The sequence below is a fragment of the Desulfobacterales bacterium genome (genome assembly GCA_029211065.1).
Classification (GTDB): Bacteria; Desulfobacterota; Desulfobacteria; order Desulfobacterales; family JARGFK01; genus JARGFK01.
In genome coordinates, this window is sequence record JARGFK010000059.1 from 13,978 (window position 1) to 29,508 (window position 15,531).

At 48.5% G+C, this 15,531-nt stretch carries 13 protein-coding genes; 3 read left to right on the plus strand and 10 right to left on the minus strand.

The window, feature by feature from the left end; all coding sequences use genetic code 11:
* Positions 1–163 precede the first annotated feature (163 nt).
* The gene (locus P1P89_13680; protein MDF1592561.1) at positions 164–400 is read left to right on the plus strand and encodes an addiction module protein; all 237 of its coding nucleotides are present in this window, start codon (positions 164–166) and stop codon (positions 398–400) included.
* 48 nt (positions 401–448) lie between these two features.
* Here the strand turns inward: P1P89_13680 and P1P89_13685 are convergent, their stop codons facing one another.
* The 8 genes from P1P89_13685 to P1P89_13720 all read right to left on the minus strand — a co-directional run bounded on the left by P1P89_13685 (position 449) and on the right by P1P89_13720 (position 10,724).
* Complete coding sequence (locus P1P89_13685; GenBank protein MDF1592562.1) at positions 449–973, minus strand: ORF6N domain-containing protein; 525 nt, start codon at positions 971–973, stop codon at positions 449–451.
* Positions 974–1,339: 366 nt separating this feature from the next.
* Positions 1,340–1,672, minus strand: a complete 333-nt coding sequence (locus tag P1P89_13690) for a PilZ domain-containing protein (protein ID MDF1592563.1) — start codon at positions 1,670–1,672, stop codon at positions 1,340–1,342.
* A 741-nt stretch (positions 1,673–2,413) separates the two neighbouring features.
* A complete protein-coding gene (locus tag P1P89_13695) occupies positions 2,414–3,496 on the minus strand; it encodes an ABC transporter ATP-binding protein (GenBank protein MDF1592564.1) in 1,083 nt (360 codons plus the stop codon).
* A 72-nt stretch (positions 3,497–3,568) separates the two neighbouring features.
* Positions 3,569–5,245, minus strand: coding sequence for an iron ABC transporter permease (locus P1P89_13700; GenBank protein ID MDF1592565.1), 1,677 nt, complete (start codon positions 5,243–5,245; stop codon positions 3,569–3,571).
* Positions 5,246–5,344: 99 nt separating this feature from the next.
* Positions 5,345–6,736 (minus strand): extracellular solute-binding protein, encoded by a 1,392-nt coding sequence (locus P1P89_13705; protein MDF1592566.1) that lies wholly within the window; start codon positions 6,734–6,736, stop codon positions 5,345–5,347.
* 297 nt (positions 6,737–7,033) lie between these two features.
* Positions 7,034–8,251: an OFA family MFS transporter gene (locus P1P89_13710; protein MDF1592567.1), complete on the minus strand. Its 1,218-nt coding sequence runs from the start codon at positions 8,249–8,251 to the stop codon at positions 7,034–7,036.
* 563 nt (positions 8,252–8,814) lie between these two features.
* Positions 8,815–9,582 carry a GSU2403 family nucleotidyltransferase fold protein gene (locus P1P89_13715; protein ID MDF1592568.1) on the minus strand — a complete coding sequence of 256 codons (768 nt, stop codon included), beginning with the start codon at positions 9,580–9,582 and terminating at the stop codon, positions 8,815–8,817.
* A gap of 59 nt (positions 9,583–9,641) precedes the next feature.
* Complete coding sequence (locus P1P89_13720) at positions 9,642–10,724, minus strand: type IV toxin-antitoxin system AbiEi family antitoxin (GenBank protein MDF1592569.1); 1,083 nt, start codon at positions 10,722–10,724, stop codon at positions 9,642–9,644.
* A 241-nt stretch (positions 10,725–10,965) separates the two neighbouring features.
* Between P1P89_13720 and P1P89_13725 the strand changes: the two genes are divergently transcribed.
* Both P1P89_13725 and P1P89_13730 read left to right on the plus strand, forming a co-directional pair.
* Positions 10,966–12,156, plus strand: coding sequence for a hypothetical protein (locus tag P1P89_13725; GenBank protein MDF1592570.1), 1,191 nt, complete (start codon positions 10,966–10,968; stop codon positions 12,154–12,156).
* Between the two features lie 15 nt (positions 12,157–12,171).
* Entirely contained in the window at positions 12,172–13,365 is a 1,194-nt protein-coding gene (locus tag P1P89_13730) for a hypothetical protein (protein ID MDF1592571.1), read from the plus strand.
* A gap of 19 nt (positions 13,366–13,384) precedes the next feature.
* Here the strand turns inward: P1P89_13730 and P1P89_13735 are convergent, their stop codons facing one another.
* Both P1P89_13735 and P1P89_13740 read right to left on the minus strand, forming a co-directional pair.
* Positions 13,385–14,191 (minus strand): HNH endonuclease signature motif containing protein, encoded by an 807-nt coding sequence (locus P1P89_13735; GenBank protein MDF1592572.1) that lies wholly within the window; start codon positions 14,189–14,191, stop codon positions 13,385–13,387.
* 170 nt (positions 14,192–14,361) lie between these two features.
* On the minus strand, positions 14,362–15,075 hold the full coding sequence (locus P1P89_13740; protein MDF1592573.1) for a hypothetical protein: 714 nt from the start codon (positions 15,073–15,075) through the stop codon (positions 14,362–14,364).
* Between the last annotated feature and the right edge of the window lie 456 nt (positions 15,076–15,531).

Consider the following 15,531-nt stretch of genomic DNA (forward strand, 5'->3'; position numbering starts at 1 on the left):
AGAACCACCTTTTGAATGCCCGGAACCGTTAAAGCGGTTGTCAAAAAAACGTTCCGTCATTCCAACGGTTTTTTCTACAACCGCTTATACCGCAATTCATTGTTTCGGAACTTTATTATGGAAAGCGGTATAATTACATAAAAAATTTCAATAGGAGGAACATATGGGATTCGTTTTACCTTTGGACAAAATGACGACCGAGGACAAAATTGTGGCAATGGAGCAAATCTGGGATGATCTCTGCCGCAACCCTGAATCTGTATCTTCACCTCCATGGCATGAGAAGGTCTTATCGGCAAGAAAAAAAAGCATCCAGGAAGGGAAAGCCAAGTTTTCCGATTTTACCGCAGCCAAGGATAGGATCAGGAAATCCGCAGATATAAATGGGGTCAAACCTTGATTTTTGATTTAAATACCCCAGGTTTCATGCCCTTTTTACCCCTTTCCCTTATGCTTTCTGTTTTTCCTTGACCGTGAATTCTATTCGCTTACGAGGCTTCGACTCGGTTTCAAGTAATTGCTTTATGGCCTCGAAAACGATTTGAAACTGCTGGTCATACTTTTTTTCCATAGTCTCGATTTTTTTCTTGAGATCTTCGTGAGTCGACAACATCCGACGAAGCTGAGTAAAGGCCCTCATGATCTGTATGTTCGCCTGAACAGCACGCTTGCTCCTAAGGACACTTGACAACATCGCGACACCTTGTTCCGTAAAGGCTAAAGGAGCATATCTTAATCCCATTTTATCAGAATTGGAGATGCCAAATTGGCACCTCCAATCTTCCATCTCCTTTTTAGTCAATTCGATCATAAAATCTTTGGGGAAACGGTCTATGTTCCGTCTAACAGCTCTTTTGAGTTGGGCGGTATCAACTCCGTAAAGCTCGGCCAGATCACGATCCAGCATAACTTTTTGACCTCGAATGAAATATATTTTACTGGTAATCCGTTCAACAGGAACTGTCGTATCCATTAGATGAAATCCTTTCTGGATTCCGCCTCATTTTCAAGCGCATAGAGTTTTTTGATGACGAAATAGACATATTGATAGCATTTATTTTCAGCTATTTCGGAACTTCGAAATAGCTGATAGGCGCCGGGAACGGAAAAATCAATACCCAGAAGTTCCTGACAAGTTACATGTTCAAATTTTTCGGTAAACTCCCTACACATAGATGGTCGTATTCTTCTATGGAAGAGCTGACCCCGGCAAGCGAGGTAAAGATTATAGAAAAGGGGTCAAGTCCCCGTTAAATACTGAAAAAAGATTTAACAGGATAAATCTGCTCTTGTCTCTTGATTAAATTATCCCCTCCTGGAATATTTGATATTTCTAATGCTATTCATCATTGCCTGTTTCAGGGAGTACGTCTTTCCAGAGATTTTCCGGAACAAGGGCCTGATCGGCCTCGACGCCGATCCGATAAATCGTCCGGCCCTCCCTGGTGGTAAGTTTCTCCCACCGGGTTGTCCCGCGGATGGCATGGTCCTCGACAAAATCCAAAGTGATATTGACCTTTTCTCCAGGGAGAATTTCTCGGTCTGAGATCAAACCGACGCCGCCCCTGCTGATATTGATCATTGCCGCGGGAACATTTTCGCCATTTTTGCGAATGGTTACCCCGAGTTTAATTTCGTGCCGTGGATTTTTTCTGCGTTCCGCTTCACCCATTTTCAAATTCCTTCTCAATACCTTGGATCAAACCCGGTTCTTGATTAAAACGCCCCGGTTTTATTTTATGACTATTTTTTGCCTTTTCTGTTAGTTTTCCTTTTTTTTGAGATCACAATTTGTGACCTCAAGATAGGGCAGCTTCGGTAAATTTCCGAGCTAATGAGCCGGAGCAATTTTCCAGGGCGCGATACCCCTCCTGATGCGCTGCAAGCAATCTGATAATTCCCTTGCGATTCGTAAGGTACTATTAACTCTAAAACCCGGCCGGGCAAAAGGCGAGTGGCTGTCTGGAAGATGTTTTGTCCCTTGTTCAAAACGCTACCTATGACTCAGGTTGTCGGTGCGATGGAAAGAACACGGTATGGCTGAGAATATTAGCTGATAATGAATATATATTCATTAAGGATATGTCAATAAAAGAACGGCTAAGGGAGTTAGGCTGAAGGCTGAAGGTGCACGGCAAAAAAAGAACGGCTCAGGGCTCACGGCCCAAGGCAAAAAAGTAAGAGCTGATGAGCAAGTAAGCTGGGCGGCTTAAAGGCTTGGATGCTGGGAGACTGTATGGCTGGGATGCTATGAAGCGATGAGAAAGTTAGAGGCCGATTTGATTGTTTCATATATCTCCCCAGCCCCCAGGATATCAGCCAGCTAAAAAACCGTCGATATGTCTGACATATGAGCAATGGGATTCTGTATAAAAAATTAGAAAAAATCAGAATATAATTGGAAAATTCAGGATCATGTCAGAATCATGCATTTTTGCGGGTTTAGAGAGAGGTAGACTTCCTGGCCCTCTTCCTGCGGCAGGTGATGGGAAACCTGCACCCGGATCATGGAGCTGTTTACATTGACGAAAAGGAACAAAAAGTTGCCCAGGTAGGCCTTATGTGCAATGGCGCCCTTGAACACGTTCTCCCCGCTTTGGGGCGGCTGCGCGAACACTTCCACATCCTCGGGGCGAATGGAAGCATAGATTTTTTCGCCCGCTGCCGCTGCCTTGCCGGCAGAGATCCGGCACAGCAACTTCTCGCAGAATTCAGTGCGCACAGAAACCGCGCCTGTATCCCCAAGGACCTGGACCACCTCACCCGGGATAAAGTTCATGGTGCCGATGAAGTCAGCCACAAATCTATTGGCGGGCTTGTCATATATCTCGTCGGGCGTGCCGATTTGCTCCACGTTTCCCGCATTCATGACTACGATTCGATCCGACATCACCATGGCCTCGGCCTGGTCGTGGGTGACGTAGACCGAAGTAATGCCCATGCGTTTAACCAGGCTCTTGATCTCAAATCTCATTTTTTCCCTGAGTTTGGCATCCAGGTTGCTCAACGGCTCGTCCAGCAGCAATACTTTGGGATTTCTGATGAGCGCCCGCGCAAGGGCCACCCGCTGCTGCTGGCCGCCGCTGAGCTGCGACGGGTATCTGTCTCCCAGGCCCTCTAAACCGACCAAATCCAGCACCTGTTGCGCCCTTTCCCGGATAGTCTGCCGGGACAATCCCTGAAGCCTCAGACCGTAAACAATATTGTTGGTCACCTTCATATGCGGCCATACGGCATAGTTCTGAAAAACCATGCCGATGCCTCTTTTGGCCGGCGGGACAAACCCTTTTGAGAGCATCGGTTTGCCGTCAATAACGATATCTCCCTCATCCGGCCGCTCCAATCCGGCGATACAACGCAAGGTGGTGGTTTTGCCGCATCCGCTGGGTCCCAGCAGCGTTAACATTTCGCCCTGGTTTACCTCCAGTTGGATGTGATTCACCGCCACGACGCTCTTAAAACATTTGAACAGGTTCTGGATTTCGATAAATGCCATCTAACTTATCTCCTTCAGTCGTCGCCTTGATGTCAGGAACACTTTTAAATAACCTTATGCGGGTTCCAATCGTTACTTGCCGCCGGGACCCCAGGCCGCTTTGAGGATCCCGCCGCCGATTCTGGCAATGATCAACAGCAGAATAAAGGTGATCACGATCATCATAAACGCCATGGCAGCGGCGATACCGAATTCCATGCCACGGTGCCAGTTCAGATAGATGCCGATGGGCAGGGTTTCCCATCCGCCTCGATAGAGGAATATCGCTGTGGAAATTTCCTGGAACGCCATGATGAAAAACATCACAACGCCCACAAGGACCCCTTTGACCAGCAACGGCAAAGATATCCGCATGAAAGTTTGAACCTTTCCCACCCCGGATACTTCCGAAGCCTCCTCCAGCGAAATATCCAGTTGCAGATAGGCGGAATGGGCCATTCGCAAAAAATAAGGAAGCCGGCGGGCAAATAGGGCCAGGGGCATGATAATCCAATGCGTTGCCAGGGGGATGCCCTCCCAGAAGGCCAGCATGTAACTCACGCCGACTGCCATGCCCGGGAAGGCCAGCATCAGTGTGATCACAAAGTCAAGTGCGTCTTTACCCGGAACCCGGGTGCGCACGATAATATAGGCGGCCGGAAGGCCAAAGGCGACCCCGAAAAGCAGGGCGATTCCGCTGAAAACGAATGAATTTTTGATCAGACCCGGGGACTCCTGCAGGATCACCCTGAAATTTTCAAGGGTCCAGTATGTCGGGAGCGGTTCAAAGACCCATCTTCTGGAAAAAGCCGATAACCCCAAGACGACCGGGATCAGCAGAACCAGCAGGGCGATGAAAATCATGTACCCGTATGCACCGGCTTTGAGTACCGGTCCCGGCTCGATCACCCGGCCTTCGGACGTTGTCCCCTTTGAAAGACCGGTATACTTTCGCTTCTCAACCCACCACCTGGCAAGTAAAAAGAGGGCAATGCAAACAAGGGAGGAAACCACCACCGCCACAATCCCCATGTACTTGCGATGCACATCGGTAAAGTGATAGGCGATGTTGATGTATGCAACCGAGGGAAGAAAATCCACCTGCCCCAAAATCAGCGGCGTCAGCCAGTCCGTAAACGGCCAGAGGAATACGATGACGGCTCCGGCCAGGTAATTCGGCGTGCACAGCGGCAGCGTGATGGTGAAGAATCTCCGGAAGCCGCTGGCGCCCTCGACTTCGGCAGCTTCTTCAAAAGAAGGGTCGATGTTGGTAAAGCCCGCGGAAAGGCTCAGGACGATGAACGGAAGCATGTGCAGGGCCTGAACGAATACCAGGCCATGCAGCCCGTAGATGAAGTTGATTGGGGCCTTGGTCAGGCCTGCTTCCATTAAAAGCAGGTTCAGGGTGCCGAATTTTCCGAAAAAAATGATGAATGCAAACACGCCGGCATAGGCGGGCAAGACGATCGGCAGCAGGATCAGGGCCGTGAAAACCGTTTTGCCCCGCTGCCGGTAGCGCGCCATAATATAGGACAGCGGCACACCGAATAAGGTGGTCGTCAAGAGCACCAGGGTGCTCAGTACCAGGGTATTTCCAAAGGTTTTGAGGTAATACGTGTCCTGGAAGAATTCCAGGTAATTGTTGATGCCGAAGCTGTCGGTGCCGGCGATTTTAAAGCTTTCCAACACCAGAAACGACAGGGGATAAATCACGAGAAAGGCGATGATCAGCCATAGAAATGATGCCAGAAAGATATTGCCGCGCGGCATGTCATATCCTTTCCTGTCTACTACATAATGTGCGGGCGAATGGTAGCTTGCCCGCACTTTATGCATAGAGAGTATTCGGTCGAATTGGGATAATTCTCGCTACGCGCGTCGCCGTCGCAGCGCGATTATCACTGCCGTCACTGAAATCAAGACAGCTATAACTATTGCCAAGATGAGTCCCGTCGGCAAACCCGCTGCAGCGGGGAGAGCGCGTGCCTCCGATGCAGCCAGACGGGCTCCTGCATAGTCTCCGTCTGACTCAAAGAGCTTTCTGGCTTCTCTTATTTTCGACTCAGCTTTCGTAATGTCTTTATTCTGGGCTTTGGCCGCACCAACTTCTCCCTCAACTTCTTCTATCAAGAACAGGCTGCTTTTCAACTCGCCCCACTTTCTGTAAATCTCATACTCGTAGTAGCGGTTGACTTCGTCCCATCGCTTCGTGGCAAGATCCAGATCGTATTCGATGAACCCGACCTTCAGATCCCAGAAGTTATCAACGCCCAGCGCCTCCTTGGCGTGCTTGGCCATGGAGACGCCTTCTTTTTCCCATTCGGAAAAATTAATGTCCGTCCGGGCCGTGAAGTAACCGCCTTCGAGGACATATTTCTGACCCTCCATGCTGAACAGCCAGTCCAGGAATATTTTTCCAACCGCCTCATTGGGCGCATTTTTCAGCAACGCCACCGCTTCCGGAACCAGGATGGTTTTGTCGGGGAGCAGGTCCCGCACCGGATAGCCGTCTTTGCGGGCAACCATCGCGTTCATCTGGGGCTGGGCGATCCCGATGGGCACTTCGCCACGGCTGATCGTGTGAGTAGTGTCCGTGCTGCCGGTGGAAAAACGGGCCAACTGGGCCGCCAACAATCGGTTATAGGCCCATCCTTCTTTTTCCCCGAATCCCTGGAGGAGGATTTCCACCACCTCGTGCTGCGTGCCGGAGGCATACGGCAGGGTATGTACAATGTTGCCTCTGTAAATCGGGTTGAGCAGGTCTTTCCAGGTTTTGGGCGGCGGCAGGCGCAGGCTTTTCAGGACTTTCTCGTTGTAGAGGTTGGTGACGATCCAGGGGGAGAAACAGGTCCAAAGATCACCGCTATCCTTTACCTTCATTCCGTGCCACTCGGCCGGAACCTTGTCCCAGCCCTTTGGCCGGTAAGGCACGATGAGCCCTTCTTTTTTCAAGACCTCATGGGCCGGCGCACCGGCCCCCAGAAAAATGTCGGCATCGGGTTTGTCACCCCAGGCCCTGACCTTGTCCAGGCAGACCGGCCACCCACCAGGACGAACAAACGTAATGTCCACGTCTTTGTTATAGGTCTTCTTGTAGTACTCTTTAAATCCCTTGGTGAGACTGTCGGACAACTCCTTGTAGACCGGACCGACCCAGCCGATTTTGTCTGCCGCCTGCGTTTCCGACGCAAAAACCGGCAGGAGCAGCAGCGCCATAGAAAGAACAAGGCAGATGGTTGTGATCAAGTTTCTCTTACGCATTTCGACCTCCTTTGTGGTGATGTTGATAAATTTTAAAAGAATAAAATCGTAAAACCCGCAATCACCGATTGCCGTAAATGCTTTCCCCGCAATTCTAAATCACGGCATCCTGACCTCCTGTGTTCACCTCGATTTGTTTTTTTGATAGGATTTCTAAATATCTAGAAGATAATATGTCAAAATAGCTTTAAAAGTTACAAAAAGACAAGTCTTTTTTAAACCTTCTTGGATTTTCCCCGTAAAAACACTCACGGAGCAATATCCATCCGATGGTTTGAACTGTATCCATTCACCGCTTTATTCTTTTTTGGGTGGTTTCATAAATTTCGGCGTTGATATCACAGCGGCAACAACACAGAAGATGGCCACCAATACCAGCGGAATTTTATATGAACCGAAACGCATGACCAGATAGCCGCTGAACCAGCCGGAAATGATGCCGGCAAACGCTTTGGCCGTATACGTAATACCGTAGTTTGTCGTGGAATAGCCCGCGCCGTAGTAATCTCCAATCGTGGCCGGATAAAGCGCAAAGGGCGCGCCTCCCAGCAATGCCGCTACAAAAACGATAATAACGAAGAGTAGCGGCGTTTTGGCAAACATCACAAAGCAAAGGATCGACACGCTTAAAAGGGAATAAAAAATTACCATGGTTTTTTCTCTTCCGATTTTATCCGATATTGCGCCGGCCACGACGCGACTTAAACCGTTTCCAAGGGGGAAGAGGACCATCAGGACACTGAAATAATTATGGGGGATGTTGTATTCTCTCGCCACCATTTTCATCTGGGCGCCAAATATTAAAACGATTGAAATTGTAAAGGCAAATGAAAAATAAATCAGATACCACTGATAGGTTTGCAACATGGCCATCGGCTTAAAATCGCCGGATGCGTCAACCTTTGCATTGTCTTTATCCCGTTTTAACTCCGGATTTTTGGGCGGGTACTGATACAGGAGCGACAGCGGAATCAAGAGTATTACCATTGCCGCACCCAGATACAGAAAGGTCGTCGACAGCCCCCTGGTTTCAATTAATTTCTCGATAAACCAGTTGAACAAAGCGGTGCCGGCCCCGAAGCCGAACACCACCAGGCCGGTTGCAAACCCCCTTCTGTCCGGAAACCATTTAATGGCGCAGGCGGTTGAAATACCGTACAAAATGCCGACGCCAATGCCGCCTAAACCATAATACAGATAGAGCATCCCCGGAGCGGTGACCCGTGATGCCAGAATATACCCCAGGCCCACCAGCAGCGTAGCGGTCACGGCGACTTTGCGGGGACCGTAGGTGTCCGCGATAAAACCGGAAAAGGGTTGGATAAAGGTTGCCGCGTAAGTAAACACGGTAAATGTCAGGCCGATGGTCGCCAGCGACCAGCCATATTGTTTCTCAAAGGCATAGGCGAATAGAAACCAGGAATACTGATAGATACTGACAATCATCATAATTACAAAAGCTGCGAAAAGTAATGCCCACCGATAATTCTTATGGGTTGCAAGGGTTTTTTCCATTGAAACTCCTGTTCATTTATCACACCGGGGTATGAATAATTATTTTATATACGCCTTATTTGCGTCCAAAATCCTTGCGAGGGTCGTAGTTTGTGTCATTCAGGCAAGCGTGCGGCCATTTTCGATCAACTATCATCCTTTTTTACCGATACAAACAAACCTGAAACTCCTTACTAGAATATTTATATAAAAATTGCAAGGCAGCCTTAATCGGAAAAGCAAATAAATGGCCATAGCGTTTCCTTTTTTTCATATCGGCCGGAGAGAATACAGGCCCTGATGTCGGCTATTTCGATCCTGAAAGATATGAACCAAATTGCGAACGGCAACCATAAACCGGCGTAAATAAAAAAAGCGACTTCAGTAACAACTGAAATCGCATTAATAAATGCGTGCTGGTGCCGAAGGCCGGACTTGAACCAACGTTTCGGCATGTTTTTACCAATTATTTCAGATAGTTAAATTTTTGCCAAACAACATCTAAACAACATGACTTGGGGAGAGTAATCTTTGTGGGTTACTCTCCCCTACCCCGATTACAACCTCCGAAAGATGTCTTAGGATTATAATTTATCAAGATCGTTTAAAAATTCTCTGAATGCAGCCAATACATATTGTTTGAACTGGTCTGCGTTCAGATCTGGAAATGCAAGCGAAGGGCGTTGTTCCGCCACCCACAAAACGCCATCAGAACTTATTGTTTTGAAATAAAGACTAAGATTCCTGATGAACGTTTGAAACCATGCCGGATATTTTCTGGAGAGGCCGGCAAAACCATCCATAATATCCGGCTTTATCCGGCTGCAGCCGGTAATAATATCAAAAATATAATAAAGGTCTTTAGCTTTTTTATCACGGTCTCTTCGACGTATAAAGACCAGACCCTTATGAAATATGTATGCCGAAGGAGTTGGAACCTTTACTTTAAGAGCAGGCAAGCCTCCCATAAAATCAGTATCTTCAATTGTGACTTCAACCGCATTTTCAATTACAATGGATATGAATCTGAGCGCTTCTGCGTGGAGCCCTTTTTGAACTTCCAAAACCAGGTCGGGTCTTGATCCTGTTTGGTCAGCCAAGAATTCGATTTCAACATCCATCCCTTCGATGTTGCCCTCATAGTGAATAAGAGGAGGGACATCCCTGCTCTTAAAAACTGTTTTAAAACCTGCCTCTTCCAGCAATTGATCGACCGTTTTAGAACCGATCACCGGGACCTCTTCCTGAACCATAAAATCGATGTCACGCGTACGTATGGGTTCATGCGCTTTGTCACCCAAGAGATAGCGGTAATAAATAAACGGCGCCCATCCGCCGCCGACCACAATCACCGGCAGATAATCTTTGAGTATTCGGAGGGTTTTGAGAAATCCGACGATAAACGGGTCATTCATTGCGATTCCGGCCTTGCAAATACATGCCTCAGTTTTTTATCAAATAAATGTTGCGCCTGCTCAAGCCCCCTGATCGGGTATCCGTGCAGATCCAGATATAGCTGAAGGTCCGATACAACCCGAAGTTTTTTTACTATCCAGCTGTCATAAAAAACGGAGTGTTTGTAATAGGGAAACATCAGGTAAAAATTTGCTCCTTGATCGGCCTTGCTGAGGTTCAGCTGTTTTTCAAAGTACGCCAGCGCCTTTTCATTGTCGATGTAAATATGAACTTCCTGAAAGGCGGCATAGGGCGCCACCAGATTGGCCCCGGCCTGGACGCTGAGCGCGTAATCAACACCCGCAGGGACATCCAAACTGCGAAGTTTTTGCAAAATATCAGCAGAACTTGCAGCCATCAAAAAATAACCGAAAAGTTGATTTTTTTTATAGTTATAATTTCTGACCCAATCATCCAGAATGCCTTCCGGATCTCGGAGTTTTAATTTGGATTTCAGCCGCGTGATATAATTCCGGTCTTCAAGTTCCCTGGCCATGCGGGAAATGTATCCGGGATTGAGATGGATTTCTTGGGCCAATTCCCGAACACCCCACAGATACTCTCCGCCCTTAAGCATAGCCCGAAGGATCAGACTGGCCTTGTCTGAAAACGGGTCTCTGCCCATTCTTTCCTCTGGGTACTTGTTTGGAAAGCCGATTTTTTCAACATAGAAGCCCTTGAATTTTATGAACACGTTTCCGGAAAGATCCACGAAACAGATGCCTTCATCCTGACACATGCTGCGCCGCTGAGGACTCAAATAGCGCGCTGCCAAAACAGGCACTGCATCAGGATGCTCAGCGGCTGCCGCCTTGAGCCTGGCAATCTTGTTTTTAATTACAGGGAGGCTGTTTTGGGCCGCAGCTTCAATTATCAACCGGAAACTCAAATCCTCATGCTCAACTTGGGCGACAAGATCAAAGTCAAAGAACTCTTCCCTGCCCAAAATCGATTTCATGTCGATCTTAAGGCCCTTTAAGGGGAGAATCTGCTTTAGGGATATTTTCAGCTCTTTTATGATCTGTTGTTCGGGTTTCATGTTGTCTATTTATAATATGTTGTCCAATTGGACAACACTATATTAATTGGCAACAAATAAGTCAAGAGTTAAATGCACATAGAATCAGAGCTTTTTAAATTTCTGAAAATTCGCTATCCGTAATTTATACGTTTTGTTTGCAACTTGCCTAAAATCGCCTGCTTGACTTTTTTGTCAAGGCCGCTTTTTTAGTCAAGTTCAGCAAAATTTCGATAAAACATAAACATGAAGCGAGGCGCAGATGGTCACTATTAGTCGAAAAGAACTTTATGAAAAGGTTTGGGAAACCCCCATCGTTAGGTTGGCGCAGGAATACGGTCTTTCCGATGGAGGGCTTGCCAAGATTTGCAGAAAACACCGTATACCCAAGCCTCCCCGTGGATATTGGGCCAAAAAGGCGGTCGGGATTAATATGAAACGCCTACCCCTGCCGGCCGGGGAGAATGTTACCATCACCATCACCCCCAATCCCCACAGCCAGAATGTATCCAGACGCAAAGAGTTGGCAGCAAGCATGCAAAATTTGGAGAAAGCGCCCATTGTGGTTCCGGACAGGCTGTCCAGCCCTCACCCCCTGGTAAAGCAATCCTCTGAAATTTTAAGCGGCCTGCAATCAAACGAGATCGGGATTGTGAATCCCCCGAAAGAGGGCTGCCTCGATATTTCCGTGTCAAAAGAAAGTGTAAGACGCGCGCTTCGCATCATGGATACGATCATTAAAACTCTCGAAAAACATGGTTTTAACGTATACCTGTCCAAAGGGCATACCCGGACCAAAATTAAAGAAGTGCCCATCAGCTTCCGGATCAGCGAAAAGCTGGCAACCAGGAGCAAAAGACCCGAGGAGCATAACCTGAGCGGACGCTACGAATTTGGGCACAGCCGCTTTGTAGAGGAACGGGCGCCTTCCGGAGAACTCGCACTTACCATCCATGAAGCCGAGGGTTTTTATATCTATGGCTGCCGGCAGAACTGGAAAGATGGGATAAAAGCTAAACTTGAGGACCGCATCCAAAGTTTCATTGACGGACTTGTGGATGTTGCTGCCGCAAAGATAGAAAAAGACAGAGAAAGAGCGGAGGAAGAACGCCGGAGAATGGAGCGGCAAAGGCAGCTTGAGGAGGAACGGCTCAAACGCGCCGAGCTCAGGCGCATATATCTTGAAGAAGAAGCCAGAGTAAATAAGCTGGTCTCCGACGCCGAAAACTGGAAAAAGAGTCGGATTATCCGGGAATATATTTTCGAGACCAAAAGGATTGCCGCTTCCGGCGAGCTTACCATCAGCTTTGAAAAGCCCCTTTCCGAATGGCTCAGCTGGGCGCACGACCAGGCCGACCGCCTGGACCCCCTGACCCCCAGCCCGGCGTCGATCTTGGATGAGGAATGCCCGGAAGAGGAAAAGAGGAATGAATACCCTTACTCCCGATGGTAAACCGGAAGTGCTTTTATGAAACGCACCGAGACATACGATGAAATCAAACCATTGATTGCTTTGTGCAAGGCCGGCAAGCTGTTTGAAATTCAGGATTGGATTACATCCGGAAAACCAGTAAACCCTCCGCCATCGGTTTCAGGATACAGACGGAAAAGTCCCCTGGAGGTGGCTATGGATCTGGGATTTCACAGCCTGGTCAAGGTCCTGCTTGCCGGCGGGGCCGATATGAATGAGCCCCGGTATTTTCCCCTGGAGCATGCCCTTCACAAGCGCCGGCTGGACTTAGTCCAGCTGCTTGTCGAGCACGGCGCCGACATCCGTTCCGTTTCCATGGCGTCGGTCTTTGAAACCTATCAGCCTGATATCATGAAATGGTTCATTGAACAGGGCGCGGATGTCGAAACGGACTATCCACTTGCATACGCTTTGAGCAATCGCATTTACCCGGCCCTTGGCATCCTTAAAACCAATAAGGATCGCTTTCCCAGCTTCCAAAAGCAGGCTGACATGGCCCTGCGTCACCACTGCACAAAGGGAAACCTAAAGTGGGTGTCGCTCATGCTGTGGGCCGGCGCAGATCCCTATACCCGAGGTCCTAATTCATGGGACGAAGCGCCTGATCCGGATGAAGATCAGTACGCACTGGAACTTGCGGCAGCTTTAGAACATTTCGATGTCTTTAATCTTAAACAAATCCGCCTTGATCCGAACAGGCCGGAGCTGAAAGGGTTATTGCTGCAGGCCTGCCGTGCGGATAAATCCGATTTTCTGGAAAAGCTTCTTAAAATCGGATTCAACCTGGCCGAATATGAAAACTCCGGCACGCCCCTGATTCAGGCCCTGCTTACCGGCATGAGCTGGTTTTTTGATTTTAATCACTGGGATAGTTGGAGGAAGGGGCGCACACCGAGCAAGAACCTGGACAATGAAAAGGCGCGTGAAAAAATCAAGATGATTCATATCCTGGCAAAAAATGGCGCCAAATGGCTTCCCGAAAACAGTCTGGAAATCGGTGACGCCCGGCGCTCGCTTTTGAAAATGAAACCGGATTATGCTGTCGAGTTTATCTGGATCATGTCAAAATACCGTGCTTCCAAAGCTGAATTCATCGAGGAGTTCATCCGCACGCCTTCGATCCGCTCACTCATTTCAAAACACTCGGACAAGGTAGCCAGAATGATAAAAAAGATGGTTGCTGATGGTTGAAATTTACACAGTAAGCCGATCAACAATAATCGTCGATCGTGTCTCCACCTTCCCATTTCAACCCGCGCTTAAGGACATATTGCTTTGTTGCGCCTTCCAAGGTGAAAAACGTGCCCAGGCTCTCATGCACAAAAAGCCGGTCTTCAACCCAAACCCGAGCAAGCGCCGAGTCTTTGACGCCGCCTGGATGTTTGCATAGAACAACCAATGTTTCCGAACTTTCTGAAAGCTCCGCTGAAACAACTATCGATTCACCAAAATCATTGCGTGAAAAGACCTCTCCCTTCTTGAGGCGCTCGCGATATTCGTCCAGCGCGTTCGCACCGATTTCGGATGGGCAAAGTGGAAACTCGCTCGGCGTCTTCCAGTTTTTTTGGATCGCACCCGGCGTTCTGGACTCGATCAGATCATCAGGCTCAGGCTCTTCGACATACTGTTCGGTTGGTGATTTGTAGAGCCACTCACCGAGCGTCCCGCCAGAGGGTATGCGCCCGCTCTTTGCCCAATCGAGGAGACGCCTGCGGCACTCCTCTGCTTCTTTCTTTGTGACGGAGCGCATCCAATCAAAGTCTGGGGGAAGTTTTCCCGAAGTAGGCTGGGCAGGGTTCGCCAGAAAATTCTCGATACTGCCATAGGCAAGTTCGACCCCACGTCTCGTGATTGGATTGAGAAGGATGTTTTCGAGCCGGGTTACCCAACGCAGGTTTTCAGGCCGGTTGTTCCGCCGGTTGGTATCAATGTGCTCGACGATATGGTCCTTTGACGGCTGTGGACCGTGGAAAGCCGTCGCCACAATCCGGTGAACCGGTATGGATGCAACATACATGTATCCGCGCTCCTTGTTCGCGCGACCGAATGTCCATCTTTCATCCAACGGCCTTAGGCGAGCACGGACTCTACGGCGTCTGAGGACAGCACCATTGTCGCGAACACGGTAAGTCTCGCCGCGATAGGTGCAGGTGACTTCGCGGTTAAAATGATCAAGATGTACCCGTTTCATAGCATGTCCTTCTGTTGGAAATTGGCAAGGCGCTTTCCGAGCTCATGAACGAGTTCTTCATCCAAACGATTTGCGAGCCATTTAGCAAGAGAGTCCAAAAACCAGTCTGGCCTGTCGTAGTGGCTCTGCAAAGACGCCTGGCATACCATCATGGCGTCAGATTTCACCATGTCGCCAGAGATCGTCGCAGCACGCCCCACATGGCGAATAGCTTCCATGACTGCAGCCGCCCGTTCGGAGTTTGAAAGAGTTGAAAGCTCCAACGCTGAAATCAAATGCGAAGCGAGGACGCGTGTTTTTGATATGGACTCTTCTGTATCTGAAAAGAACTTTCTGGGATCTGGGGTACTGGCAAACTCTTCCAAGTGCACCTTCACGTCCACCAAATCCATCTTCAGATCTTCTCGCGGAGACTCGAATTCAAAATAGAGCTGACGAATACACCGAAAAGCCCGATCTAAATCTTCTTCGTTCCAGCCCGATGGAAGTCTTGCAGCCTCTTCCAGAAGGGAGTGGATTTCGTCTGGGGTTTCTCGGCGAGAACGGAAAGGCAGGTTAAGTTGCAACTTTTTAAAAACTTGATCCTTAAAATTTTTCAGCTCTTGTTTCTTACGGAAACGGGCCTGTTTTTCTGCATTGGTTATGGGCATAGCTATAGTCTCGTAATTTAAGTTTAAAGTAACGTAACCATAAAAATCTTTTTCTGTCAACAAAAATCTTGTTCTGTCAACCGTGATGGAACTGAAGCCGCGCAAAGCGTGGTTAAGGTGGATTCCAGTGCGGACATCTGGTACCTTTCCGAGAGACAGATGTTGGGGAGGCGAGTGAGCCTTTTAGGTGAGCTCGCGGAGCCTCCCCAACTCTGTAAGTCGGGTCGGGGTCGCCAGTGAAAATTTTCAATACCGAGCTTAAAAACGGTCTAGTATGTCAGGTTGAAGGTGAAGCTCCCCCGTTTAATGGACCATCCGGATCAGGCCGGTGGTATAATTTATCGGCAGTCTGCAATGAAGCAGCTGCAAAAACGAAAGGAGCCTCACCATGAAAAAGAAAAACATTTATCAAAACCGAAGTCAAGAATTACTTCACCTTTTTGAAGAAGCGGCAAACGGCTCTAACATTATGTGTGTTCCAATCGACTATGCAAAGAAAGACCATGTGGTCATGTT